This is a genomic window from Nocardia sp. NPDC059240, from assembly GCF_042753865.1.
Classification (GTDB): domain Bacteria; phylum Actinomycetota; class Actinomycetes; order Mycobacteriales; family Mycobacteriaceae; genus Nocardia.
Genome location: NZ_JBHZAC010000021.1, coordinates 46,588 through 69,514 on the forward strand (window position 1 = coordinate 46,588; position 22,927 = coordinate 69,514).

23 protein-coding genes are annotated in these 22,927 nt (G+C 67.2%); 10 read left to right on the forward strand and 13 right to left on the reverse strand.

The annotated features are described in order from the left end of the window. Positions 1-7: 7 nt before the first annotated feature. From ACFXHA_RS43905 to ACFXHA_RS43915, 3 genes are all read right to left on the reverse strand, one after another. Positions 8-466 carry an RrF2 family transcriptional regulator gene (locus ACFXHA_RS43905; RefSeq protein WP_379367122.1) on the reverse strand — a complete coding sequence of 153 codons (459 nt, stop codon included), beginning with the start codon at positions 464-466 and terminating at the stop codon, positions 8-10. Positions 467-633: 167 nt separating this feature from the next. Further along, positions 634-2,118, reverse strand: coding sequence for an NCS1 family nucleobase:cation symporter-1 (locus ACFXHA_RS43910; protein WP_379367123.1), 1,485 nt, complete (start codon positions 2,116-2,118; stop codon positions 634-636). A gap of 130 nt (positions 2,119-2,248) precedes the next feature. Next, positions 2,249-2,770: a hypothetical protein gene (locus ACFXHA_RS43915; protein ID WP_379367125.1), complete on the reverse strand. Its 522-nt coding sequence runs from the start codon at positions 2,768-2,770 to the stop codon at positions 2,249-2,251. A gap of 154 nt (positions 2,771-2,924) precedes the next feature. Between ACFXHA_RS43915 and ilvA the strand changes: the two genes are divergently transcribed. After that, positions 2,925-4,139 carry a threonine ammonia-lyase gene (gene ilvA, locus ACFXHA_RS43920; RefSeq protein WP_379367127.1) on the forward strand — a complete coding sequence of 405 codons (1,215 nt, stop codon included), beginning with the start codon at positions 2,925-2,927 and terminating at the stop codon, positions 4,137-4,139. A gap of 12 nt (positions 4,140-4,151) precedes the next feature. On the opposite strand, the gene ACFXHA_RS43925 is transcribed toward ilvA, so the two are convergent. Further along, on the reverse strand, positions 4,152-4,475 hold the full coding sequence (locus ACFXHA_RS43925; protein ID WP_379367129.1) for a DMT family transporter: 324 nt from the start codon (positions 4,473-4,475) through the stop codon (positions 4,152-4,154). A gap of 111 nt (positions 4,476-4,586) precedes the next feature. Here ACFXHA_RS43925 and ACFXHA_RS43930 point away from each other — a divergent pair, with 111 nt between their 5' ends. The 4 genes from ACFXHA_RS43930 (at position 4,587) to ACFXHA_RS43945 (ending at position 8,618) form a co-directional block, all read left to right on the forward strand. Next, complete coding sequence (locus ACFXHA_RS43930) at positions 4,587-4,985, forward strand: peptidase inhibitor family I36 protein (RefSeq protein WP_379367131.1); 399 nt, start codon at positions 4,587-4,589, stop codon at positions 4,983-4,985. A gap of 191 nt (positions 4,986-5,176) precedes the next feature. Further along, positions 5,177-6,352: a hypothetical protein gene (locus ACFXHA_RS43935; protein ID WP_379367133.1), complete on the forward strand. Its 1,176-nt coding sequence runs from the start codon at positions 5,177-5,179 to the stop codon at positions 6,350-6,352. Positions 6,353-6,414: 62 nt separating this feature from the next. Next, complete coding sequence (locus ACFXHA_RS43940) at positions 6,415-7,158, forward strand: alpha/beta fold hydrolase (protein ID WP_379367135.1); 744 nt, start codon at positions 6,415-6,417, stop codon at positions 7,156-7,158. 131 nt (positions 7,159-7,289) lie between these two features. After that, on the forward strand, positions 7,290-8,618 hold the full coding sequence (locus tag ACFXHA_RS43945; RefSeq protein WP_379367136.1) for an alkaline phosphatase family protein: 1,329 nt from the start codon (positions 7,290-7,292) through the stop codon (positions 8,616-8,618). Positions 8,619-8,736: 118 nt separating this feature from the next. On the opposite strand, the gene ACFXHA_RS43950 is transcribed toward ACFXHA_RS43945, so the two are convergent. Beyond that, positions 8,737-11,733, reverse strand: coding sequence for an ATP-binding protein (locus ACFXHA_RS43950; RefSeq protein ID WP_379367138.1), 2,997 nt, complete (start codon positions 11,731-11,733; stop codon positions 8,737-8,739). A 180-nt stretch (positions 11,734-11,913) separates the two neighbouring features. Here ACFXHA_RS43950 and ACFXHA_RS43955 point away from each other — a divergent pair, with 180 nt between their 5' ends. Together ACFXHA_RS43955 and ACFXHA_RS43960 are read left to right on the forward strand one after the other, a co-directional pair. Continuing rightward, entirely contained in the window at positions 11,914-12,258 is a 345-nt protein-coding gene (locus ACFXHA_RS43955; RefSeq protein ID WP_379367140.1) for a VOC family protein, read from the forward strand. Positions 12,259-12,302: 44 nt separating this feature from the next. Further along, positions 12,303-12,746 (forward strand): iron chaperone, encoded by a 444-nt coding sequence (locus tag ACFXHA_RS43960; RefSeq protein ID WP_379367142.1) that lies wholly within the window; start codon positions 12,303-12,305, stop codon positions 12,744-12,746. A 4-nt stretch (positions 12,747-12,750) separates the two neighbouring features. On the opposite strand, the gene ACFXHA_RS43965 is transcribed toward ACFXHA_RS43960, so the two are convergent. After that, complete coding sequence (locus ACFXHA_RS43965) at positions 12,751-13,656, reverse strand: aminoglycoside phosphotransferase family protein (RefSeq protein WP_379367144.1); 906 nt, start codon at positions 13,654-13,656, stop codon at positions 12,751-12,753. Between the two features lie 316 nt (positions 13,657-13,972). Next, positions 13,973-14,245: a hypothetical protein gene (locus ACFXHA_RS43970; RefSeq protein ID WP_379367146.1), complete on the reverse strand. Its 273-nt coding sequence runs from the start codon at positions 14,243-14,245 to the stop codon at positions 13,973-13,975. Between ACFXHA_RS43970 and ACFXHA_RS43975 the strand changes: the two genes are divergently transcribed. Together ACFXHA_RS43975 and ACFXHA_RS43980 are read left to right on the forward strand one after the other, a co-directional pair. Next, complete coding sequence (locus ACFXHA_RS43975; protein ID WP_379367148.1) at positions 14,246-15,325, forward strand: hypothetical protein; 1,080 nt, start codon at positions 14,246-14,248, stop codon at positions 15,323-15,325. It begins immediately after the preceding gene. Between the two features lie 182 nt (positions 15,326-15,507). Continuing rightward, positions 15,508-15,690, forward strand: a complete 183-nt coding sequence (locus tag ACFXHA_RS43980; RefSeq protein ID WP_379367150.1) for a hypothetical protein — start codon at positions 15,508-15,510, stop codon at positions 15,688-15,690. 80 nt (positions 15,691-15,770) lie between these two features. Here the strand turns inward: ACFXHA_RS43980 and ACFXHA_RS43985 are convergent, their stop codons facing one another. Genes ACFXHA_RS43985 through ACFXHA_RS43995 form a run of 3 tightly spaced genes read right to left on the reverse strand, consistent with a single transcriptional unit; the run spans position 15,771 to position 17,602 of the window. Further along, complete coding sequence (locus ACFXHA_RS43985) at positions 15,771-16,847, reverse strand: ATP-binding protein (RefSeq protein WP_379367152.1); 1,077 nt, start codon at positions 16,845-16,847, stop codon at positions 15,771-15,773. A gap of 19 nt (positions 16,848-16,866) precedes the next feature. After that, a complete protein-coding gene (locus ACFXHA_RS43990; RefSeq protein WP_379367154.1) occupies positions 16,867-17,199 on the reverse strand; it encodes a hypothetical protein in 333 nt (110 codons plus the stop codon). A 13-nt stretch (positions 17,200-17,212) separates the two neighbouring features. Continuing rightward, complete coding sequence (locus ACFXHA_RS43995; protein WP_379367156.1) at positions 17,213-17,602, reverse strand: hypothetical protein; 390 nt, start codon at positions 17,600-17,602, stop codon at positions 17,213-17,215. Between the two features lie 128 nt (positions 17,603-17,730). Here ACFXHA_RS43995 and ACFXHA_RS44000 point away from each other — a divergent pair, with 128 nt between their 5' ends. Next, a complete protein-coding gene (locus ACFXHA_RS44000) occupies positions 17,731-19,131 on the forward strand; it encodes a LuxR C-terminal-related transcriptional regulator (RefSeq protein WP_379367158.1) in 1,401 nt (466 codons plus the stop codon). A 44-nt stretch (positions 19,132-19,175) separates the two neighbouring features. Here the strand turns inward: ACFXHA_RS44000 and argH are convergent, their stop codons facing one another. Genes argH through ACFXHA_RS44015 form a run of 3 tightly spaced genes read right to left on the reverse strand, consistent with a single transcriptional unit; the run spans position 19,176 to position 22,751 of the window. Continuing rightward, positions 19,176-20,597, reverse strand: a complete 1,422-nt coding sequence (gene argH, locus ACFXHA_RS44005) for an argininosuccinate lyase (protein WP_379367160.1) — start codon at positions 20,595-20,597, stop codon at positions 19,176-19,178. Beyond that, on the reverse strand, positions 20,594-21,508 hold the full coding sequence (locus tag ACFXHA_RS44010) for a class I SAM-dependent methyltransferase (RefSeq protein ID WP_379367162.1): 915 nt from the start codon (positions 21,506-21,508) through the stop codon (positions 20,594-20,596). The genes argH and ACFXHA_RS44010 overlap by 4 nt, the downstream gene beginning before the upstream one ends. A 40-nt stretch (positions 21,509-21,548) precedes the next feature. Continuing rightward, a complete protein-coding gene (locus tag ACFXHA_RS44015) occupies positions 21,549-22,751 on the reverse strand; it encodes an argininosuccinate synthase (RefSeq protein ID WP_379367164.1) in 1,203 nt (400 codons plus the stop codon). Positions 22,752-22,927: the final 176 nt, after the last annotated feature.

A 22,927-nucleotide genomic window follows, 5' to 3' on the forward strand; every position in this document is an offset into this window, starting at 1 on the left:
AGGTCTCCTAGGTGTCGATGAGTGCGGCTACCGGGAATACCGGCATATGCAGCAGATCCACGGTGCGCTGATCCACCAGATCGGCGAGCACGTACCGGTCCAGCTCGGCATAGAAGGCGTTCTGCGCGGTGGCGAGCACGCCCCGCAAACGACAGGCATTCGCGAGTGGGCACGGATTGTCGCCGACGCAATCGATGACTTCGTTATCGCATTCGAGCTGGCGGACAATGATGCCGATGGTGGTGGTGCGACCGGCCTCGGTCAGGAAGATCCCGCCGGTGCGCCCGCGCTGGGACTCGACGTAGCCCAGTTCGGCGAGGCGCGAGACCGCCTTCGCGACATAGTTCTCGGAGGCGTTTACCTGTCGCGCAATAAGTTTGACGGTGACTCGTTCCTCGGCCCCACTGCTGACCGTCAAGCGCATGAGCGCCCGCAGGCCGAGGTCTGTGAACCGGGAAAGCTGCATGAGATCAACGGTACTTAATACGTTTCCGAAAAGCATATTTTCGCGATGTGCTCTTTAATACGTCATTCTGTGGGGATTATGTCGCTCGAAACACATTGGCGTCAGGACATTTATCACTTGCCAGCAAATCTCTGGCAGCGGACGCCGCCGCTGCCAGAGATTGTGCCTCAGACCGTGGCCATGAGTTTCGTCCGGGTGGCCAGTCCGTAGTAGATGACCAGGGCCAGGCCGCAGCCGATGAACCAGCTGTACTGGGCCGCGGTGTGCATGCCGTAGACGTCCTTGGCCAGTACCGGGAACACCGCCGCAAGCGCCCCGACCACGGTGGCGATCACCGCGACCGGATTGAATCCCTTGGTGTACCAGTACTTTCCGGTCTCGGACATGGTGAACAGGTCGTCCACCGCGATCTCCCGCTTGCGGATCAGGTAGTAGTCGGCGATCAGCACCCCGAACAGCGGTCCGATGAACGCGCCCAGCACCTCGAGGGTGTAGTGGATGACGTCCGGGTTGTTGTACAGGTTCCACGGCGTGATCAGCACCGAGCCGACCGCCGCGATCATGCCGCCCATCCGCCAGCTGATCTTCTGCGGGCTCACGTGCGAGAAGTCGAAGGCCGGGGAGATGAAGTTGGCAACGATATTGATGCCGACGGTCGCGATGGTGAAGGTGAGCGCGCCCAGCACGATGGCGAAGGTGGAGTCGATGCGCGAGACCGTCTCGACCGGATCGGTGATGAGCTCGCCGTACACCGGGATGGTCAGCGACGCGGTGATGACGACCAGCAGCGAGAAGGCCAGGAAGTTGACCGGCAGCCCGAGCAGGTTGCCGCGGCGCACCGCGGCCATCGACTTGCTGTAGCGGGAGAAGTCGCCGAAGTTCAGCATGGGCCCGCAGAAGTAGGACACGACCAGCGCGATCGCGCCCAGGATCACCGGCAGGGCGTCCCAGCCGTGGTACTTGACCGAACCCAGCTGCAGGTTGATCGAACCCCACCCGGCCTTGTAGATCAGGTAGCCGCACAGGAAGAACATGACGACATAGACGGCGGGACCGCAGAAGTCGATGAACTTGCGGATCGATTCCATACCCTGCCAGAACACGGCGGCCTGCACGATCCACAGCACTAGGTACGCGCCCCAGCCGAGCAGCGACAACCCCAGGAAGCCGTAATCCTTCGACACCGCGTAGGGCGCGAGGCTCGGGAACAGCTTGACCGCCACCACGATCAGCGCCGCCGAGGCCAGATAGGTCTGAATCCCGTACCAGGCCACCGCGATCAGTCCGCGAATGATGGCCGGAATATTCGCGCCCTTCACCCCGAAGGCGCTGCGGCACATGACCGGATACGGCACCCCGGCCCGCTGGCTGGGCGCGGCAACCAGGTTACAGAGGAAATATACGATCGTGATGCCGATGAGCAGCGCGGCCAGCACCTGCCAGCCGGCCAGACCGAGCGCGAAAAGGCTGCCCGCCGTGACGTATCCGCCGACGCTGTGCACATCCGACATCCAGAAGGCGAAGATGTGGTACGCGCCCCAGGTCTGCTTCTTCAGCGGGGCGAGATCATCATTGGTGAGCCTGGGGTCGTACGCTGGAGTGGATTTCTCCGCCGCGGACGCTGCCGCGGCCGGAGTGACGATATCGGTCATGGGGGTTCCGATCCGAAAAGCCGATGTAGTGAGTGGGCTCAAGGTAGGAACGAGCCGTTCCCCACGGATTGCTTTTCGGTTTCCGGGTCATTTCGTGAGCCGTATATCTTTCGCGTGACAGCTTTCCCGCTCACATCATGGTGGCGTTGAGACGTCCGGGACCGGTGGTCAATCCGGGACCGAGGCAGCCCATCACCATCTCCGGGGTCATCATTTCGTATTCCGCGCTGACCCGGACCCAGTTGCCCAGCCCGAAACCGTCCACCACCTGCATGGGACCGACCGTCGGCTGGGCCATGCCGACCGGCCAGGGACCCCAGAGCGTACTGGCATCGCCGTTGTCCCACTTGATCCAGACGGTGAGCGGGCCGTCGGCCGGATGCATACAGTCGGCCCACGCGATGTGCTCACCCGTGAAGGTCGCGCCGCTGATGCCCGGGTAGCCGGTGCAACCCCACAGCCGGCCGACCGAGGTGAAGGTGAGCAGGGTCGGGGTCATGGTGATCGCGCCGTTGACGGCGGTCCAGCGGAAGTCGCCGCCGCTGCAGCTGCCGATGGATCCGGCGTGCGCGGGTGCGGCGGACAGTGGGGCGAGCCCGGCGACCGCGGCCGAAACGGTGAGCGCGGTCAGTGCTTTCACGATCGTCGGCACAGCTTCCCTCTCTCGAAGAAATAGGTGCTGAACTGCGGTGATCGCTGTGAACATAAACCCGATGGTCTGTTTTTCCCGGGATTGCCGGTCACCCGCCGTGTCTGATTCCCGCCGCTCGGCGACACCCAGGTGAATCCCTGGCAACATGGCCGCCATGGATCTCATGGCACGGATCGAGGCGGCGGCGACCCTTCTGGCACCGGTGATCCGGCGAACTCCCGTGGTGGCGTCGCGGGTGTTGTCGGAGCGCACCGGCCACGAGGTGTTCCTCAAGTGCGAGAACCTGCAGCGCACCGGTTCATTCAAGCCGCGGGGGGCCTACAACCGCATCGCGAACCTGTCCGAGGCGGAGCGGTCACGCGGGGTGGTGGCGGCCAGCGCGGGCAATCACGCGCAGGGGGTGGCCTGGTCGGCGACCTCGCTGGGGATCGAGTCCACGGTGTTCATGCCGGTGGGCGCGGCGCTGCCGAAACTGGTGGCCACCAAGGCTTATGGGGCGACCGTGCATCAGACCGGCGACACCATCGACCAATCCCTCACCGCTGCCCGGGAATTCGCTGAGCGCACCGGCGCGACCCTGGTGCACCCGTTCGATCACATCGATATCGTGGCCGGGCAGGCGACCTGCGGGCTCGAAATCCTGGACCAGTTACCGGATGTCGGCACCGTGCTGGTGCCGACGGGTGGCGGCGGCCTGCTGGCCGGGGTGGCCGCGGCCCTGCAACGGTTGAAGCCCGAGGTCCGGGTGATCGGCGTGCAGGCGGCCGAGGCGGCGGCTTGGCCCGCCTCGCTGGCGGCCGGTAAACCGGTGGCGCTCGAGCAGATGGCCACCATGGCCGACGGCATCGCGGTCGGGCTGCCCGGCGAGGTGCCCTTCGAACACATCCTCGAGTGTGCGCCGACCATCGTCACCGTCGATGAGGAGGCGCTGTCCAAGGCGTTGCTGCTGTGCATGGAACGGTCGAAACTGATCGTCGAGCCCGCGGGTGCGGCGGCCGTCGCCGCCCTGATGGCGTGCGACGCAGCCGAACTCGCCCTCGAGGGCCCGGTCTGCGCCGTGCTGTCCGGCGGCAATATCGACCCGCTGCTGCTGACCCGCGTCATCGGCCACGGCCTCGCCGCCGCGGGCCGCTACCTGGCCGCCCGCATCACCATCTCCGACCGCCCCGGCAGCCTCTCGCGCCTGCTCACCGAACTGGGCCGCACCGGTGCGAGCGTCGTGGACGTGGTCCACTCCCGCACCGAATCCTGGCTCGCCATCTACGAAGTCGAGGTCCTGCTCACCCTCGAAACCCGCGGCCCCGCCCACCGCGACGAGGTCCTCACCGCCCTCGCCGACGCGGGATACGTGGTCCGCGTGGAGGACTGACCCCGGCGTGGGTCAATGCGCCCCACCGAGTTCCAGCGCCAGCACCCCGAGGATGACGAGCGCGATCCCGCCGATCTGCACCGGCGTGATGTGCTCGTCCAGAAACAGCGCCCCGATGGTCGCCACCGCCACCACCCCCACCGCCGACCAGATCCCGTAGGCCACCCCGATGGCCATCCCCCGCTTCAACGCCTGCGACAGAAAATAGAACGCCGCCCCATACCCGATCACCACGATGATCGACGGCACCAGCTTGCTGAACCCCTCGGAAATCTTCAGCGAAACAGTCGCCGTCACCTCACACGCAATCGCCAACGCCAACAGCACCAAGGTCATAGCCGAAGGATGTCACCTGGCTCGTTAGTCCGTCGTTGGCGGGTCGTTGGTGGGCGTGGCGAGGGTCTAGGGGCAAGACGGGAAACCGAGTATCCGATGAAGGGGAGGATCATGACGATTATTCAGCGGGGTAAGGGCATTCGTGGGGCGATGGCTGCCGCGGTGCTGGCGTTCGGCACGGTCGCGGGTGGGGCGATGGTGACGGCCGCGCCGGCGTCGGCGCAGTTGGCGTACGACTGTCCCGGGGGCACGTTCTGCGCGTGGGATGGCGTCGGCGGGACCGGCAGCATGATCGTGCAGGTCGACAACAGTTGTGTGCTGCACGATATCGGCAATGGCGGGGTCGGGGATCGGATGAAGTCGTACTGGAACCGGACCGGACAGACGGTCGGGATCTATGACTGGAGCGGAACCCAGTGGCTGCAGTTGGCCATGGTGCCGGATGGCAGCCGGGGGACGTTGCCGGTGAGTGCGCAGAATCGGGCCGACGCGGTAAAGGTCTGCGCCTGAGTTCGATTCACCTGTGCGGCGCGGCCGGAAGGCCACGTCGCACAGTCATGCTCGGCGACCCCTGCGGCCGCGTGGGCGAGCCGGGTCATAGCCTGCGCGAATACCTCTGATTCGGTTTGCCGGGCTCAATGCCGAACCATATAGTGCTGCGGTCATGGCATCTGACTAAGCAGTCGGTTATGGGGGCGGGGATGACAACAGAGGACTCGATTGCCGCGGAACCGGAAACGGTGACCGTGGTGGCCGGCCGACGCCGCTGGTGGCCGTGGTTGAGCGGGCTGATCGTGGTTGCTCTGGCAGTGGCGGCCGTGACCGGCTGGCTGATCAGCCGGTCCGAGACGAAATCGCCGTCCGCCCGGGACGAATTGCAGTCGGCGCAGGTCGCTCTGATCAACGCGCCGGGAGTGCACTACACCGGTCGGCTCACCGGAACCGGCGGTAAGAGTGCGGGATTGGATCTGCGCGTCACCAATGTCGGTGATGTGTCGGGCACTGTGGACATCGGCGGCGGCAACCTCCTGAACTTCCTCAGCATCGACGGGAAGACGTTCCTGCGCGGCACCCGCGCCGCCTGGCTGGCCTACGGATTCGACCAGGACGAGGCCACCTACGCCGACGGCGAGCAGATCCTCGAACCGGCCAGCTTCTACGACCTGCGACTGGCGGACGCGCTCCGGCCCGTCACCCTGGGCCGGCGACTGGATCCCAACGCGGACAAGCGGATACCGGTCACGCTCGGAGCCGCGACCACCCTCGGCGGGCATCGATCGCAGGGCATCGTCAGCGATACGGTGACCACCTATGTGAGCTCCGGACGACCCGAGCGGATCGTCGACCCGAATTTCGACGTGCTGCTCGACATGATGAGCGTCGACGAGGTCGCGCGCTTCTACAGCGACCTGCGGCCCACGGTGACCGCCCTCGACGACGCCTCGAATACCGAAACGAAGGTCACCACCGAGGGCGGCTGGAGCAACCCGTGCGGCCCGTCCTGCACGGCCGTCTCCACCCTGACCAGCAGCCCACAGCCCTTCCTGGCCATCACGATTCCCGGATACACGGCCCCCGTGGACGACATCTTCGTGTCGTATCAGACGACCATCACCGTCAACGGCGACGCCACCCAGCGCCCGGACTGCTCCGGCGTCGTACAGATGCCCGGCAACGGCACCACCACCCTGTCCTGCGCGTTCACCGCGGGCCCGGGCAGTCACGTGGGATCGACCCTCACGGTGCGACCGGTGCTGGGCCGCGCCCGCGCCGACGCGCTGGTGGCCACCCTGGACACCGATGCGAAACACAGCCGGGACAAGGCGAACTGCGTGATCGAGTCGCTGCACGGTGAGCCTTCCGGTACCGGCTGCTGACTTGGACCGTGTGAGCAGCGTCTCGCTCGACGCGACCGGGGTGCCGGGCAGAGACTGAGATCGTGGACGCGCTCGCGGTGCATCGGTGGGGAGACGGCCCCGAGGTCGCGCTGGTACACGGCGGGGCGGGACCGAAAACGACATGGGCCGGGCTGGATTCACTGGCCGAACGATGGTCACTGCTGCTGGTGTACCGCCGCGGCTTCCCGCCCAGTCCCCCGGTCGCGGGCCTCGGGCAGGACTTCCTCATCGATGCCGAGGATCTCGCCTCGGTATTCGACGAGTACCGGCCGCACGTCGTCGCGCATTCCTACGGGGTGCTGGGGTCGCTGCTGGCAGCGGTCCGAAACCCTTGGGCCGTACGATCATTGACCTTGATCGAACCGCCGCTGTACTTCGTCGCGGACCACGATCCCGCAGTGGCCCGGCTGCGCCGCCTGGGAGATCTGGTCCTCACCGAGGGTCTCGACACCGATCCGGCCGCCCTGCGCGAATTCCTGGTCCTGTCCGGATCTCCGGGCATCGCCGAGGGTCCCCTGCCCGCCGCCGCGGCAGCCGCCGTGCGCCGCGCCCACCACGGCCGGCTACCCAGTCAGGCCCGCCCCGACCTGGATGCGTTGCGGGGTGCCGGAATTCCCGCCCTGGTCGCCTCCGGCGCGCACACTCCCGCCCTGGAGACGCTGTGCGACGCCCTCGCCATCGCCCTCGATGCCCACCGCGTCACAGCCCCCGGTGCCGGGCATTTCGTCGCCGCCGCACCGGGTTTCGCCGACCGCCTGCACACATTCCTCGCCACCGGGGCGTGAGTTCGTCCACATGGGACGGTCGTTCATTCGGCGTATCGGTGTCGATGGCCGTTCATCCGTATTTCTCCTGCTGCTGGGAGCATCCCCGCGACACACCAGCTGGAGGAATTGTGAATCATCGTTCTACCGCCGTGAGCAGAGCTGCCGCACTTGCCGTTTCGGCCGCTCTGCTAGGTCTGGCCGGGCAGCCGCTGGCTGCCGCCGAGCCTTCCGAGGCGCGCGAGATCAAGCATGTGCTCGTCATCGATCTCGAGAACGAGGACTTCGACAGCTCGTTCGGCGCGAACTCACCGGCGACGTATCTGAACAAGACGCTGGTGCCGCGGGGACAGCTGCTCAGCCACTACTACGGCATCGGGCATTTCAGCACCGACAACTACCTCGCACAGATCTCCGGACAGGCGCCGAACACCGTGTCCGGCAACGACTGCATCACCGATACCACTACTTTCGCCTCCACCTACACCGACGTCACCCCGGGTACACCGGTAGCCGACCAGCAGCGCTTCCCGGGCCAGGTCGACGGCAGCGGATGCGTCTACCCGGCCGCGGTGCAGACGATCGGCAACCAGCTCGATGCCCGGCACGGCGAGGACGACCGTGACGATGACCGCAAGGCGCGCACCGCGTGGCGGATGTACGCGGAAGACATGGGCAACGACCCCGCCCGCGACTTCGGCACGCCGGATGCGTTGGGCGGCACCGATTGCGCCCACCCGGCCGCGAACGGCACCTTCCCGAACAAGGCCACGGTCACCGATCAGTACGCCATCCGCCACGTGCCGCCGCTGTTCTTCCACGGCGTGACCGACAATGCGGGCTACTGCGCCCAGCATGTCGTGCCGATGGGCACGCTCACCACCGGCTCGAGCGGCGACAAGTTCAGCGGACATCTGGCCGCGGACCTGGCACGCAAGGACACCACTCCGGAATTCGCCATGATCACCCCGAACACCTGCAACGACGGTCACGACGCCACCTGTGTCGGGACCAATGTGGAGGGCGGTCACACCGGCGGCCTGGTCGCCGCCGACCTGTGGCTGAAGCATTGGATGCCCACGATCCTGAACTCGCCCGCCTACAAGGACGGGCAGATGCTCGTCGTCGTCACCTTCGACGAGGCCTCCACCAGCGACGCGACCGCCTGCTGCAACGAACAGCCGGGACCCGACAACGCCAACCCCGGATTCCCGCCGCTGCTCGCCAAGCTCGGCGGCAAGCCGCCGACGGGCCCCGGCCAGTACCCGGGCGGCGGCAAGGTCGGCGCGGTGCTGTTGAACTCCAAGCTGATCGCACCGGGCAGCGTCAACGACACCCCGTACAACCACTATTCCGCGCTGCGCAGCTACGAGGACATCCTCCGCATCACCACCGGTGGATCCGATGGCAAGGGGCACTTGGGCTTTGCCGGCCAGACCGGCCTGCGCGCCTTCGGCACCGACGTCTTCAGTCGTCGGTGATCCAGGCGGACAACAGCTTTCGTTGAGCATGACGATGGGGTGGCAGCGTGCACCGTTGCCGCCCCATCCACCTCGGACGGGCTAGGACGAGCCGATCGGGATTTCGTCGCCGCCCGGCCTAGAGGTGTACGAGTGTCGTCATCGGAGCCAGCCCGAGTGCGGTGATCATGGCCGCGCCCTGGGCGGCCGCCTCGCCACCGGCCAGGATCATGGTGCGGGCGGACTGGTACGTCCAACCGGCCGCACCGAATGTGGTTGCGGTGGAGAGCAATCGGTCGCGATCCTTGGCAAGGAGGGCATCGGCCCGGTCGATGACGGCGGCGGCCACCGGGTTTCCGTCGACGGCCGCACGCGCCTCGGCAAGCTCGGCGGCGTCCGCCGATCCGGTGAGGGCCGCGGCTTCCGCGTGCAGGGCCACATACCAAGGCAGCCAGACCCCACCGAGCTCGGCACGGGCCTGCTCGAGCGTCAGGTCGGTGCGTTCCAGGGCATCGGTCGGCTGGCCATGGTGCAGCATGAGGAGCGCATCGAACACCGCTTGGTGGCTATTGGCATCGGCGGGCGCGGTACCGAGTTGCTGTAGGACGCCGGTCCATTCGCGCTCGGCGTCGAAGTCGTCGCGCAAGCCGTGGACCATGCGCACCCCGGCCGCTGCCGCACCCAGCGCTGAACGCGCCGGGCGGTCTTCGCGCTGCCATGCCTCCAGGAACCGCGCGCCGTGGGTGAGCACTTCGTCCACATTCACCGCCAGCGCATCCGCCACCAGTAGTCGGCTGGTGGCGGTGTGACCGGCCTCGGCGAGCATCGGATGCTCGGCGAGCTGCCGCCCCCAGCGCCGCGCCCCGGGCAGATCCCCTGCGCCGAGCCCGAATTCAGCGGCCTGCTCGAGCGCGTCGATCAGCTCGTGGGTGCCGATCGGGCTGTCGGGCGTGGTCGACAACAACCGAATCCGCCGCCGCGCGGTGGCTGCCGCGGCTGCCGGCTCCCCGGCGCGACTCTGCGCGGCCGCCAGGGCATCCAGCGCAGCGGACTCCGCGAACGGATCCCGCGTCCCACGCGCCAACTCCACCGCCCGTTCGGCCAGCGAAATCGCCTCCGCGACAGGCAGATCCGATCCCGCTCCCGACGCGCCGAAGCTACCGGCGAGTACCGCAGCCTCGGCCAAGGCGACGGCGGCCCGGGCGACCGCCCCCGCCGCCTCGGCCGCGGCATCGTCGGCTCGGATCCGTGCTACCGAAATCTGTTCCCCCCGAGCGGTACCGGGCGCGGCCACACCACCCGGCACAGTATCGGGGTGGGCCGACTCCACCTGCGCAATACCGGATCCGTCCACTGTCGCTTGCCCGGTCGGGTCGGCGACAGTGGGGCCGACAGCTGCGGGGTCGGTGGCCCCGGGGTCGGTGAGGTGTTGCGCCTCGGACAGGAGCGTGAGTACTTCCCGGCGAGGTGGTAGGTGCTCGAACTTGCCAGCGAATCGGTGGGTGGCGGCGGCTGCGGCGGCCAGGTCGGCGGCTGCGGCGGCGGAATCCCCGGCGCGCTGGGCGAAATCGGCGGCGGCACGGTACATCCCGTACATGTCATCGCCGTTACCCTGGCATCCGGCGGCTGCGGCGGCGTGCCGCAGGAGTTCCGCCGATGCGGCCGGATCGTCGGAGAAGTAGGCGGCCTGCGTGAAACGCCACTGGGATTCGCCGGTGAAGTGCCGGGCGAACAACAGGTGCGCGAATCGACGGGCCAGCTGGTAGGCGTCGGCACGGCGGTCCGGCTGTTCGCCCGCCCATCCCAGGGCGGCGCGGAAATCGTCTGCGGCGGTGTCGAATCGGGGCCGCCAGTCGCCGCGCACCACCGACAGATCGCCGGCCTCGGTGACACACCAGCGTAGATGGCCGGTGCGGGTGGCGGTCACCTCGTCCGCCGCCTCGAGTTGTTCCTGACCGTACTGGCGGATGGTTTCGAGCGCCCGGAATTGCGTGCCGGTGGGTGTTTCCGTCACCACCAGCAGACTCTGTTCGACCAGGCGTGCCAATCCCGCTGCGACCGAGCCTTTCTCGATGCCTGTCACCTCGGCGGCCGCGTCGACGGTGAAGGCGGTCATGAAGACCGACACGCGGCGCAGCAGCACACGGTCCTCGGGGTCGAGCAGTGCGTGGCTCCAGTCCAGGGCGGCGCGCACCGACCGGTGCCGGTCGTCGGCGCGGGCCCCGCCGGAGAGCATGCGCAGCTGGTCGTCCAATCCTGCGGTGAGACCGTCCAATCCGAGGCTGGTCCAGCGGGCGGCCGCGAGTTCGATGGCCAGTGCCACCCCGTCGAGGCGTTCGCAGAAGCTCGCGACCTGGTCGCGCATGGCATTGTTGGGCGGCCAGCCGCCGGCGGCCGCGCGATCCATGAACAAGTCGACCGCGTCCGAAGCGCCTTCTCCCGCAAGCGACATGGGCGGCACCGCATACGCGCGCTCGAACGGCACCATGAGCCGGGCGCGGCTGGTGGCCAGCACGCTCACGCCCGGGCAGGCCTCGAGCAGCTGCTCCACGAAGGGCGCGACGCCGTCGCGCACGTGCTCGCAGTTGTCCAGCACCAGTAGGGCATTGCGGTCGGCCAGGACCGACAGCAAGGCCCGGTCGAAACTGCGGCCCGGCTGCTCTCCGAGGCCGAGGGCCATGGCCACGGTCCCCGCGACCACGCACATATCCGGGCTGGCGACCGGCACCAGATCGACGAACCAGACGCCGTCGGCGAAGTCCGCGGCCACCTCCGCCGCCACAGCCAACGCCAGCCGGGTCTTCCCCACACCGCCCGGTCCGACCGCGGTCACCTGCCGTTGCGTCTTGATCAGTTCGGCCAGCTCCCCCCGTTCCGTGGTGCGGCCGATGAACGAGGTCAAGGGTTTCGGCAGCGGGGACGCGGGTTGCGGGCTCGCGGTGCGGGTCGCGGCGGCGTGCTGGGCCAGCGCCCGGCGGTCCGGCAGCTCCAGTTTCCGCAGTAGCGACGACACGTGACTCTCCACCGTGCGCACCGAGATGAACAGTCGCGCCCCGATCTCGGCATTGCTGAGGTGCTCGCCCACCAGCGCCAGCACTTCCGCTTCACGAGTGGAGATTTCCGCCGTCACAGCCATGGACCCAAGTCTGCCGCAAGATCGCCCTCCGCACGGTACGGACGGATACCGAGTTGTCTCCGTGGTGGATTCCGTGGTGGGCACGGATGTGGGCGAGGGGTCCCGGACGCGATGCTGAATGCACACCGGAACCACCCCGATCACCAGGGAAGATCCGGACTCACGACCTCAGGAGAAGCCATGACCACGCTGGGACTCAACACCGTTCTGCACCCCGTCTCCGACCTCGCCGCCGCGAAGTCCGTCTACATCGCACTGCTGGGCATCGAGCCCCAGACCGACTCCCCCTACTACGTCGGTTTCGAGGTCGAGGGCCAGCACATCGGCCTGATGCCCGCGACCCCGCAGACCGCGACCTACCCGGTCTCCTACTGGCACGTCACCGACATCGAGGCCAAGATCGCCGAACTGACCGCGGCCGGCGCCACCGTCGATCAGGCCGCCCGCGAGGTGGGCGGGGGCCGCCTGGTCGCCACGGTCACCGACGCCGACGGCAACCTGCTGGGCCTCATCCAGGACCGCTAGCCACTCCCTCCACCACTTCCCCACTCTCACAAAGGATTCCAGTCATGACCACCCAGAAGACCACCGTCGGTTTCAGCGCCGCCGAGCGCGCCGCCATGAAGGCCCACGCCGCCGAACTCAAGACCGCGGCCCGCCGCTCCGCCAAGACCGCCAAGGCCGACGGCGAGCAGGACGTCCTCGCCAAGATCGCCGAAATGACCGGCAGCGACCGCGAAATCGCCGAACGCCTGCACGCCCTCATCAAGTCCGTGGCCCCCGAGCTCACCTGCAAAACCTGGTACGGCATGCCCGCCTACTGCCGCGACGGCAAGATCGTCTGCTTCTACCAGCCCGCCGCCAAGTTCAAGTACCGCTACGCCACCCTCGGCTTCAACGACCCCGCCAACCTCGACGACGGCGACCTGTGGGCCGTCACCTACGCCCTGCAGGCCATGACCCCGGCGGTCGAATCCCGCATCACCGACCTGCTGACCAAGGCCCTGAGCTGACCGCTCACTCGATCGTCTCGATCAACCGACGCAGTGCGGCATGTCCGGGCGGCCCCCACGTGGGCTTCCCGCCCGGACGGCCGTGCACGCCGGCATCCCCGATGAGAATCCCGGCAAGGGCGCGGCCCAAAGCATTTCCACGAGCACGACGCCGGGTCGCAGAGTCGGCAACCTGCCGGTAGGCGTCGTAGAAGAGGTCGACTCCACCGTCCGGCAACACGATCCACGCGGCGGCGAGATCGCAGGCCGGATCGCCTGCGCACAGATCACCGAAGTCGATGATGCCGCAGATCGTGCCCGCGTCCGTCAGCACGTTCGCCGGGTGCAGGTCGCCATGCAGCCACACCGGCGGCCCCTCCCACTCCGGCGCGGCGACAGCGTCATCCCAAACCGCCTGAACCGCAGCCGGATCAGCGATCAGCCCCCGCTCGACGGCCTCGTCGAGCTGCCGCGCGAACCCCTCGGCGTACTCCCGCGGCGGCCCGCCACGCCCCCGCCCGGTCGGCGCGTTCCCGGGCGCAACGCGATGCAGCACGCTCACGAAATCCGCCAGCGCACAGGCCGATTGCGCAACCCTTGTCACCGGAGCACGATCCGCCGCGACTCCCGCCACCCAGGTCGTCACGATCCACGGGTGCGGAAACCGCTCCGACGGCTCCCCGAGCCGCTGCGGAACCGGCACCGGCAACGGCAGTTCCGCCGCCACCCGGGGCACCCACGCAAACTCCTTGCGCAACAACAGATCCGCCGAATCCGTAGCCCACGGCATCCGCACCACCAACTCCTCCCCCAACCGCCACATCTGGTTGTCCCACCCCCGAGCCCCGAACGACACGGGCAGATCCGCCAAATCAGGATGCTGCTCCCGCAACAACTCCCGCACCATCCCCGCATCGACCTCGAGCCCCACCCGATTCCCGCCTTTCCCCATCGTCTGCCGTGCTCTATGGTTCTACCGTGAACTTCTTCAATGGAAAGGGCGCCGCGCGCCCCTGCCGGTGATCCCCGGCCAGTGGCCGGCTCCCGAAAACTCGGACGACCGAACCACTTACCTCGCTCACGCTCTCAGCCTCACGGCATTGCACGGCCCCGGCCCTTGGCCGAACGACGGCCATCCGTTGCCTGACGAAACCTCTTCCAGCAGAACGTTTCTGAACTCGACGGTTCGCGACGGCGTCTACACGCATCACTTCAAATCCGACAACGAATCTCCGCCCGCCACATCGCTAGTCGGCGATATTGTCCAGATTATCGCCGCACCCAATTCCCAAGCGATGACCGCGCTGCACGACCGGCTCGCCGAATGTCGAGCGCTCGATATCGCAGACGACCTCGTCCGGGAACTCCGTGAGAGTGACCTGCCGACCGAAATGTTGCGATGTCTGGCTCGGGCTCTGGTCGAACACGGCACCCGCCGCAACGCGGTTGCCGTCGGCATCATCATTCTGGGAGTGGCCGGGGACCACCGGGACCTCGAATTGCTCCTGCTCCTCGGCCATTTGGACGACCTGACCCTCTATGCCGCTGTCGCCCTGGCCAACACCCAGCCCGATCGGGACAGGGCACTTCATCAGCTGGCACAAAGTGTCGACGGATGGGGGCGCATCCACGCCGTCGAACGGCTCGACGGCACTCAGAATCCCAAAATCAAAGCGTGGTTGCTGCGCGAAGGCTTCCGCAACGGCGTCATGTACGAGTATCTCGCCCATATCGCAGCCACCACGGGCGGGCTTTACGAGGCACTCCTCGAATCCGAGATCGATGCCGAACTTCTCGACGGTGCCGCGGAGATTATCAGCTCCTTGGTGTCATGGGGTGGCCCGGCCGCGGATATCAGGCACTACCCCGACGCCCTTGCGGTCGTCGATCGCTTCGGCGAGCTGCTCGAGTCCGCTCCCCCGACCCTCGCTCGAATCGGCACGGCTCACCGACTGAAGTGGCTGCTGCACAAAAGGCTTCCGCCCGAACTGGAATGGCCACCAGCCGACGTGTCGCGCCTGCTCGACCGCTTCTCGGCCCTGCTCACCCGACCCGACTGGTCCGACCATGTCCGGTCGATACTGGCCGGTCCCGACAGCGACCAGGAATTCAACCGGGCCCTCGGATGCGCCGACTACGTCGGCGTCGACGGGTATTCGCAGGCGATGGCACGTATCCAACGGCCACCACACAGCCTGTACGCATGGGCGTGGGTGTCCAAGCGCACGCCGGAACCCGAACTCGCCGACCTCGCGTGGCTGGCAGGCCGGTCACTACCGCTGGCAGAGCTGGCCTGCGGGCCGGAACCCGGTGGCGCGCCATTGGGCAGATCCGAGGAACACATCCTCGAATCCGTGTTGTCACGCCTCGGCCCCGCCGCGGCGGCACCCGCACGGCCCTTGATACGAACCGCGATTCGGTCAGCGGGCACGCGTATGCGTCGGATCGGGATGGAAGCCGCAGACAGGATCTTCGGTCCCGATCTGCCTGCGGATGTCCGCGATTGGATCGGCGAGGCGGCCATCGCGGAACCCGACGATGAGCTTCGCGGCAAGCTCGTGAAACTCTTCGAGCGGGCACCTCTGGACCTCGACGAATAAATGGGATGCGGGAGCTGCGGCCACGTGGTTACAGTGCTCGGCATGTGGTTGCAGCTCTTCTCCTGAGCATTCTTCGTTTGTGACGCCCGGCGGTCCGTCGTAGTGACCGTGCCTGTGGCATTTCCGATTCCGACCGGCGATCGAATCCGGTTAGTCGGTCACACATACCCATAGGAGGACTGATGCCCGAGCGCTTTTCGCTGCCCGAAATCCCTGCCGAAGACCCCGCCGAACGCCCGTTGTCGCGGCGGGAGCGGCGGGGGAAGGCTGACAAGAAGCAGCAGACCACCGCGAACGGGAAGGTGCACGACGCAGGTCGTGCCGCGGTACCCGCTGCCAAGCATATGAACTATCGACGCGGTTGATGAAATGGCCCGTTGGGTCTCCGGATTGGAAACCCAACGGGCCGTCACCGTTTTCGAGCGTCAGCTCGTCCAGCACTCGGTCAGTTCGACTGTGCACCATCGCATTCGAGTACGCCGCGACGTAGCAGACTCGATTCGATGGCCTGCTGCTCCGCGACCGTCGCGACCCGGGCCGAAGGCGTCGCTGACCGGGTGGCCTCGCGGAAGCGGGTGACCGCGGCGTCGAAGTCGGCCGCATACACCTCCTGATCCTCGGGGGCCGCCCGCTCGAGCACATCACTCAGAACGTTTCTCATGTCGCGCCCGCTCAACCCATCGGTCGCGGTGGCCAAACGGCCGGGGTCGACATCCACCGCCCAGGGAACCGTCAACAGGTTCAACCAGTTTCGCCAAATCTCAGTGCGGGCATCATGATCGGGCATCGTGAAGTGAACCTGAAGGATTCGCGATACGAACGCGGGATCGTAGTTCTCGACGAGGTTCGTGGCGAAGACGACCACGCCGACGAACTCGTCGAGGCATAGCACGATCTGATTGCGCATCGCGTTGACGGCCTGCTCGGACCCCTGGGTGACCGCCGAAAGTCGCCGCGAAAGCAACGAATCCGCCTCGTCGACGAACAGCAGTGCGCCCGCCTGCTCGGCCGCATGGAACAACGCCTTGACGTTCTTGGGCCCCTCACCGTGGTACATGCTCTCGATCTCGGCATATCCGGCGGTCAGGATCGGCAGGCCGAGGTGATGAGCGAACCCGTGCGCTGCCATGGTTTTCCCGGTCCCTGGCTCACCGTGAAAGTTGAGTGCGACGCTCGGGCGCGGCTCGATCCTCCCGAATCCGTACTCGTCCTGGATCTTCGAGCGGTATCGGATCGCATTGGATGCCGCGAGCAGTGCCTCCCGATCCTGCTGCGGGAGAACCACCTGATCGAGCCTCCAACTCGGCGGGCCCGCGGTGAACTGCCGCGCCCGCTCGCTCATCGACACTTCGCCCGCCCGCTCCGGGCCGGCGTTCTGCTCGAACGCGACATTCGACACTCCGAGCGTCATCGGCGTGTCCCGCTCCGCGATCCCTTCCAGCGCCTTCGCGAGCCGGGACTGGACCACGGCGCGTTTGCCGGCAGGCAGATCCGCCGGAATCCCGCTGAAGTGCAGCGTCATTGGTGAACTTCCCTTCCGATCAGGGGTAGATGGCGAGCCGGTCGCCCGCGTGGATGGATCGCATCGTCGAGTCGACCGCGCGCGACCTGATAGACCGCACCCCCGCCTCGACCTCGCCGGTCCCGGCATCGAAAACGCCCTGGACCGTGCGATATTCACCATTGGCCAGCAGATCCTGCAGCGTGAATCCGAGCCGCCGCCGGTCGGCCGCACCGTACCCGCGTGAGCGCACCCCACGCCGACTTCGGAACCATTCGGCAATCTGGCTGTACCGCAGCACCACCTCCAGGACGAGGTTGGCGATATTGAGCAGCACGGTGATACCGAGCAGCACCATCGTGACGATTTCCATGGGGGTTCTCCAATCAGTCGACGAGGAAAAGCCGTTGCGTACCGAAGCTTTCGCTCAGTTCGTCATCGAGGACATCGACGACGAACTGACCACCGCAGGGCCGGCCGTCCGGTCCGTTCACGATGCTGTTCGAGGCGTCGAGGAAGACGACATCGACCCGGATCCGGCCGCGGGGAGTCGGTCCGCGCATCACCGCGCCTCGGACGGCGGTCCCACCGGACGGGCGGTGGTCCGCGAGCCAGGCGATGACCGTCTCGTAGGTGAGCAGCAACTGTCGCCGCGGCGGGATCGGGATCGAGCCGACCGCCTCGCGCAGACCGGTGAGCGCGCCGGACAGGGATTGCAGCGCACCGAGCCCGGGACCACCGTCCGCCGGGCCGTGCGGAACTTGCGGAGTTGTCATGCCTCTCACTGCACGCGCTCGGCCCGCCGGCCACCAGAGGAGGAAGCTACCGTTGGCGCGGAGGAAGCTCCCGGGAGCGGCAGAGAAAACTACCGTGTGTCCGTGACCTGCCATGACAGACTGAGCATGTGATTCTTCGGGGGAAGACCGTTCGACGGGTCTTGATCATCACCGCCGCACTGATCTTCGCGGTGTTCGTATTTGCCGCACCGTCCGCCGAGCGATCCGTGGTGGTCGTGGCCGCGGGGATCGGCGTTCTGATCGCGGGGACCGGCTTGTATGTATGCCATAACGAGGGCATCGAACTGGACGGCCTGTTGCTGGTCGCCGCCGGATTCGCCTGGATCGCAGCCGAACTACACTCCCGTACGTCCGGCCCGTACCCGCTGCTGGCGGCACTGTTCGGACCGGTCGGTCCACTTCTACTTGTGGCAGCGTTCTTCGCTTACCCGGGCACCGGACTCGCTGATACCTGGGAACGCTGGTATGTACTGGCGTCGTGCGGCTGGGTGGTCGTCACGAATTCTGTTCTGGTGTTTCTGAAGTCGCCCTTCCCACCGCCGCCGGGGGCCTGGTGGCCCATGCTGCCGGGTTACGGCCGCGCGTTCGTTTACTACCTCACCTGGAGTGTGTCGCTGTCCCTCGCCCTCATCGGCACCGTGCTGGTATTGCGCCGATGGCGGCGCGAACCCGTCCTGCAGCGCCGCGAACTGCTGCCCATCCTCATCGTCGGCCTCGCAGCGACCGTGGAGATCGCGGGCCAGGCTGCCTGGGCGCTGACAAGCTATTCCGTTGCGCCCGTGTCCACTCCGCTGGCAGTACATCTGGTGGGGACCTTCGCGGCGGCTGTGGTTCCGCTCGCATTCCTCCTTTCGGACCGGCGGCGACTCGCCGATCATAGGAATGCGCGACCGCCCAACCGCCCGCCCGAGACCGACATCGAGGTCCGCAGCTATATTCGCAAGGTCCTACGCGACGAAGGTCTGGCGCTGTACCGCAGGAACAGCCAAGGGCACTACGTGAACATCGAGGCCGACGGACCCCCGCTGCCGCCCGATCCGAGCGATCCCGCCGACCGGCCCGCCTGGGCGCGCGACCGCGTGAAGTTCAGCATCGCTTACGGGGACGACAAGATTGCCGTCGCGCTGGGAGTGCGGCCCCTCGGACGCCGCGACGATCTGGTCGAGCAGGTCATGCGCAGCGCAGCTGACGCGCTGCGGATAATCGACCTGAAGTCGAATCCGAAATCCATTGCCACAGCGGCGATTTGCGAAACGATCTGGGCGCTGAACAAGCGGGAGCTGGAAATTCTCGAGGGGCTCGCCGACCATCTGGGTAATGACCTGATCGGCAAGAAGGTCGGACTCTCCGAGACCCGGGTCGCGAACACTCTCACCACCATATACAAGAAGCTCGGCCTGGATCCCGACAAGAACCTCCGGACCCAGGCCACGATGGCCTATCACGACTGTATTACGCGGACTCCGGCCGAGCGAACCCCGATGAACCCGAAGGCGGATGGCCTGTGAGGATTCCGGATCCGGAATCCTCACACGCCGTCGACCGCGAATGGTCAGCTGAGCCAGGCGCGTTGGGTGGCGGCGGTGCCACGCACCTCTTCGAGCTGCTTGACGACCTGGGTGCCCGCGGTGCCGCCGCGCGCGTTGCGGGAGGCGATGGAGCCTTGGACGGTGAGCACGTCGCGCACGCCCGGGGTCAGTGCCGGGTCGACGGCGGCGAATTCCTCGTCGGTGAGCTCGTCCAGGCCGACGCCGCGGGACTCGGCGGCGCGGACGCAGCCGCCCGCTGCCTCGTGGGCGACACGGAACGGGACACCCTGGCGGACAAGCCATTCGGCGATGTCGGTGGCGAGGGTGAAGCCCGCCGGGGCGAGTTCGGCCATGCGGTCGGTGTGGAAGGTCAGGGTGGAGACCAGGCCCGCGATGGCGGGGAGCAGCAACTCCAGCTGGGCGACCGAGTCGAAGACCGGTTCCTTGTCTTCCTGCAGGTCGCGGTTGTAGGCCAGGGGCTGGGCCTTCAGGGTCGCGAGCAGGCCGGTGAGGTTGCCGATCAGGCGGCCGGCCTTGCCACGGGTGAGTTCGGAGACGTCCGGGTTCTTCTTCTGCGGCATGATCGAGGAGCCGGTGGACCAGGCGTCGGCGAGGGTGATGTAGCCGAATTCCGGTGTGCTCCAGATGATGACCTCTTCGGCCATGCGGCTGAGGTCGACGGCGATCATGGACAGCACGAACGCGGCCTCGGCGGCGAAGTCACGCGAGGACGTGGCGTCGATGGAGTTCGCGGCCGAGGAGTCGAAGTTCAGTTCGGCGGCAATGGCTTCCGGGTCGAGGCCCAGCGAGGAACCCGCGAGCGCGCCGGAACCGTAGGGGGACACCGCGGCCCGCTTGTCGAAGTCACGGATCCGGTCGATGTCGCGAAGCAGCGGATGCGCGTGCGCCAGCAGGTGATGCGCGAGCAGTACCGGCTGCGCGGCCTGCAGGTGGGTCTTACCCGGCATGACCGCGTCCGGGTGGGCGGCGGCCTGCTCGACCAGCGCATCCACCACGTCCAGCACGCCGGAACCGATGCGCCGCACCGCATCCCGCAGCCACATCCGGAACAGGGTGGCCACCTGGTCGTTGCGGGAGCGGCCCGCACGCAGGCGGCCGCCGAGCTCGGTGCCGACCCGGTCGATCAGCCCGCGCTCGAGCGCGCCGTGCACGTCCTCATCGGACTCCAGCGGCCCGAAGGCACCCGACTCCACGTCGGCGGCAAGGGAATCCAGGCCCGCGAGCATGCCCGTCAGATCGGATTCCGAGAGCAGCCCGGCCTTGTGCAGCACGCGCGCATGAGCTTTCGAGGCGCGCACGTCGTACGGTGCGAGCACCCAGTCGAAGTGCGTCGACTTGCTCAGCGCCGCCATCGCCGCGGCCGGGCCGGACGCGAAACGTCCACCCCACAGCGCGCCTTCGTTCGTGCTGCCGCCCTCGGTCATAGCGTGTCGTCTCCTCGCGGTTTCGTCGCGGTCATCAGAATGTGTTCGCCCATACCGGCCTTCGCCGCCTCGGGGACGGACCGGCCGTGGTCTTCGAGCAGGGCGACCGGGTCACCCTCGGTCACCAGCCACTGGTGCATGGCGAACCAGTCGCGGGGGTCGTGGCGGTCCTCCCACGGGTACCACAGGTTCTCCAGGTCGATCTGGATTCCGGCCTCCGCCATGACCTTCTGCCGCCGCTCCCGGAACTCGTCGGCCATATCGTTGCCCCGGCCCAGGTTCAGCGCGAACCGGCTCCCGGGTGCGCTGAGTTCGAGCACCTGCTCGAGCAACCGGTTCTGGGCGTCGCCCGGCAGATACCGCAGCAGTCCTTCCGCCAGCCAGGCGGTCGGCTGCTCCGGTTCGAAGCCCTTGTCCAGCAGAGCCTTCGGCCAGTTCTGCCGCAGGTCGATGGCCACCTCGCGGCGGTCGGCGGCGGGTTCGTCGTCGGCCAGCGCACGCGCCTTGAACGCCAGCACCTTCGGCTGATCGAGCTCGAAAATCCGGGTGCCGGAAGGCCATTCGAGCCGGTAGGCGCGAGCGTCGAGCCCGGCGGCCAGGATCACGATCTGCCGGATCCCGGCCTGCACGGCGGCGGCGAAGTACTCGTCGAAGAACACCGTGCGGGCGATCAGCACACTGCCCATCGACCAGCCGCGCAGATCACCGTCGGTGAGACTCTGCCCGGTCAGCGATCCGGCCATGAGATTGTTCCAGCCCGGTGAGGCCACCGCGCCGACCAGCTTCGCCGCGTACGGATCCCGGAACAGGGCGTCCTCGCGGTTGGTCTCGTAGGCGCGGATCGCGGCCACGCCGAGGGCGGTCGCGCCCACGCTCTCCGTGATGTCCCAACTGTCGTCATCGGTTCGCATGGGCGTGTCTCCTTCGGCCGAGGTCTCGGTCGCGAGGCTACTACTTGCTGTTGAGATCCCGGCGCGCAGCGACCTTCGAGGACAGGCCGTGGATCTGCACGAAGCCCTTGGCCAGCGACTGGTCGAAGGTGTCGCCCGCGTCGTAGGTGGCGAGGTTGAAGTCGTAGAGCGACTCGTCGGAGCGACGGCCGTTGACGACGACGTTGCCGCCGTGCAGGACCATGCGGACCTCACCGGACACGTGCTGCTGGGTCTCGGCGACGAAGGCGTCCAGCGCGCGCTTGAGCGGCGAGAACCACAGGCCGTCGTACACCAGCTCGCCCCAGCGCTGCTCGACCTGACGCTTGTAGCGGCCCAGCTCGCGCTCGACGGTGACGGCTTCCATCTCCTGGTGCGCGGTGATCAGCGCGATCGCGCCCGGGGCCTCGTAGATCTCGCGGCTCTTGATGCCGACCAGACGGTCCTCGACCATGTCCAGACGGCCCACGCCCTGACGGCCGGCCCGCTGGTTCATCTCGGTGATGGCCTCGAGCATGCTGACCGGACGGCCGTCGATGGCGACCGGGACACCCTTGTCGAAGGTGACGATGAGCTCGTCGGGGGCTTCGAAGTTGACGGTCGGGTCGACGGTGTAGTCGTAGACGTCCTTGGTCGGCGCGTTCCACAGGTCCTCGAGGAACCCGGTCTCGACCGCGCGGCCCCACAGGTTCTGGTCGATGGAGAACGGCGACTTCTTGCTCACGTTGATCGGCAGGTTGTTCTGCCCGGCGAACTCGATGGCCTTCTCACGGGTCCAGGCGTAGTCGCGGACCGGCGCGATCACCTTCAGGTCGGGCGCGAGCGCGCCGATGCCGACCTCGAAGCGGACCTGGTCGTTGCCCTTACCGGTGCAACCGTGCGAAACGGTGTCGGCGCCGTGGTATTCGGCGGCCTCGACCAGGTGCTTGACGATCAGCGGCCGGGAGATGGCCGACACCAGCGGGTAGCGGCCCATGTAGAGGGCGTTGGACTGGATGGTCGGCAGGCAGTACTCGTTGGCGAACTCGTCGCGCGCGTCCACCACGATGGACTCGACCGCACCGCAGTCCAACGCGCGCTGGCGCACGTCGTTCATGTCCTCGCCACCCTGGCCCAGGTCGATGGCGACGGCGACAACCTCCGCGCCCGTCTCCTTGGCGATCCAGCTGATGGCGACACTGGTGTCCAGCCCGCCGGAGTAGGCGAGTACGACGCGCTTGGTCATAGTCCGTGTGCTCCTCGATTGTGCGTGTGGGTCTCGGGCCGGCGCGCTGCGCCGCATGGCGCGCTCCGTCATCCTGCAAATGATTATGCACGACGATGCAATCCCATTCATAACCGGGTCCCGACCAACCGGTCCCATCCTTGCACCGGGACCTTTCGGGGAATACAGTACGGACG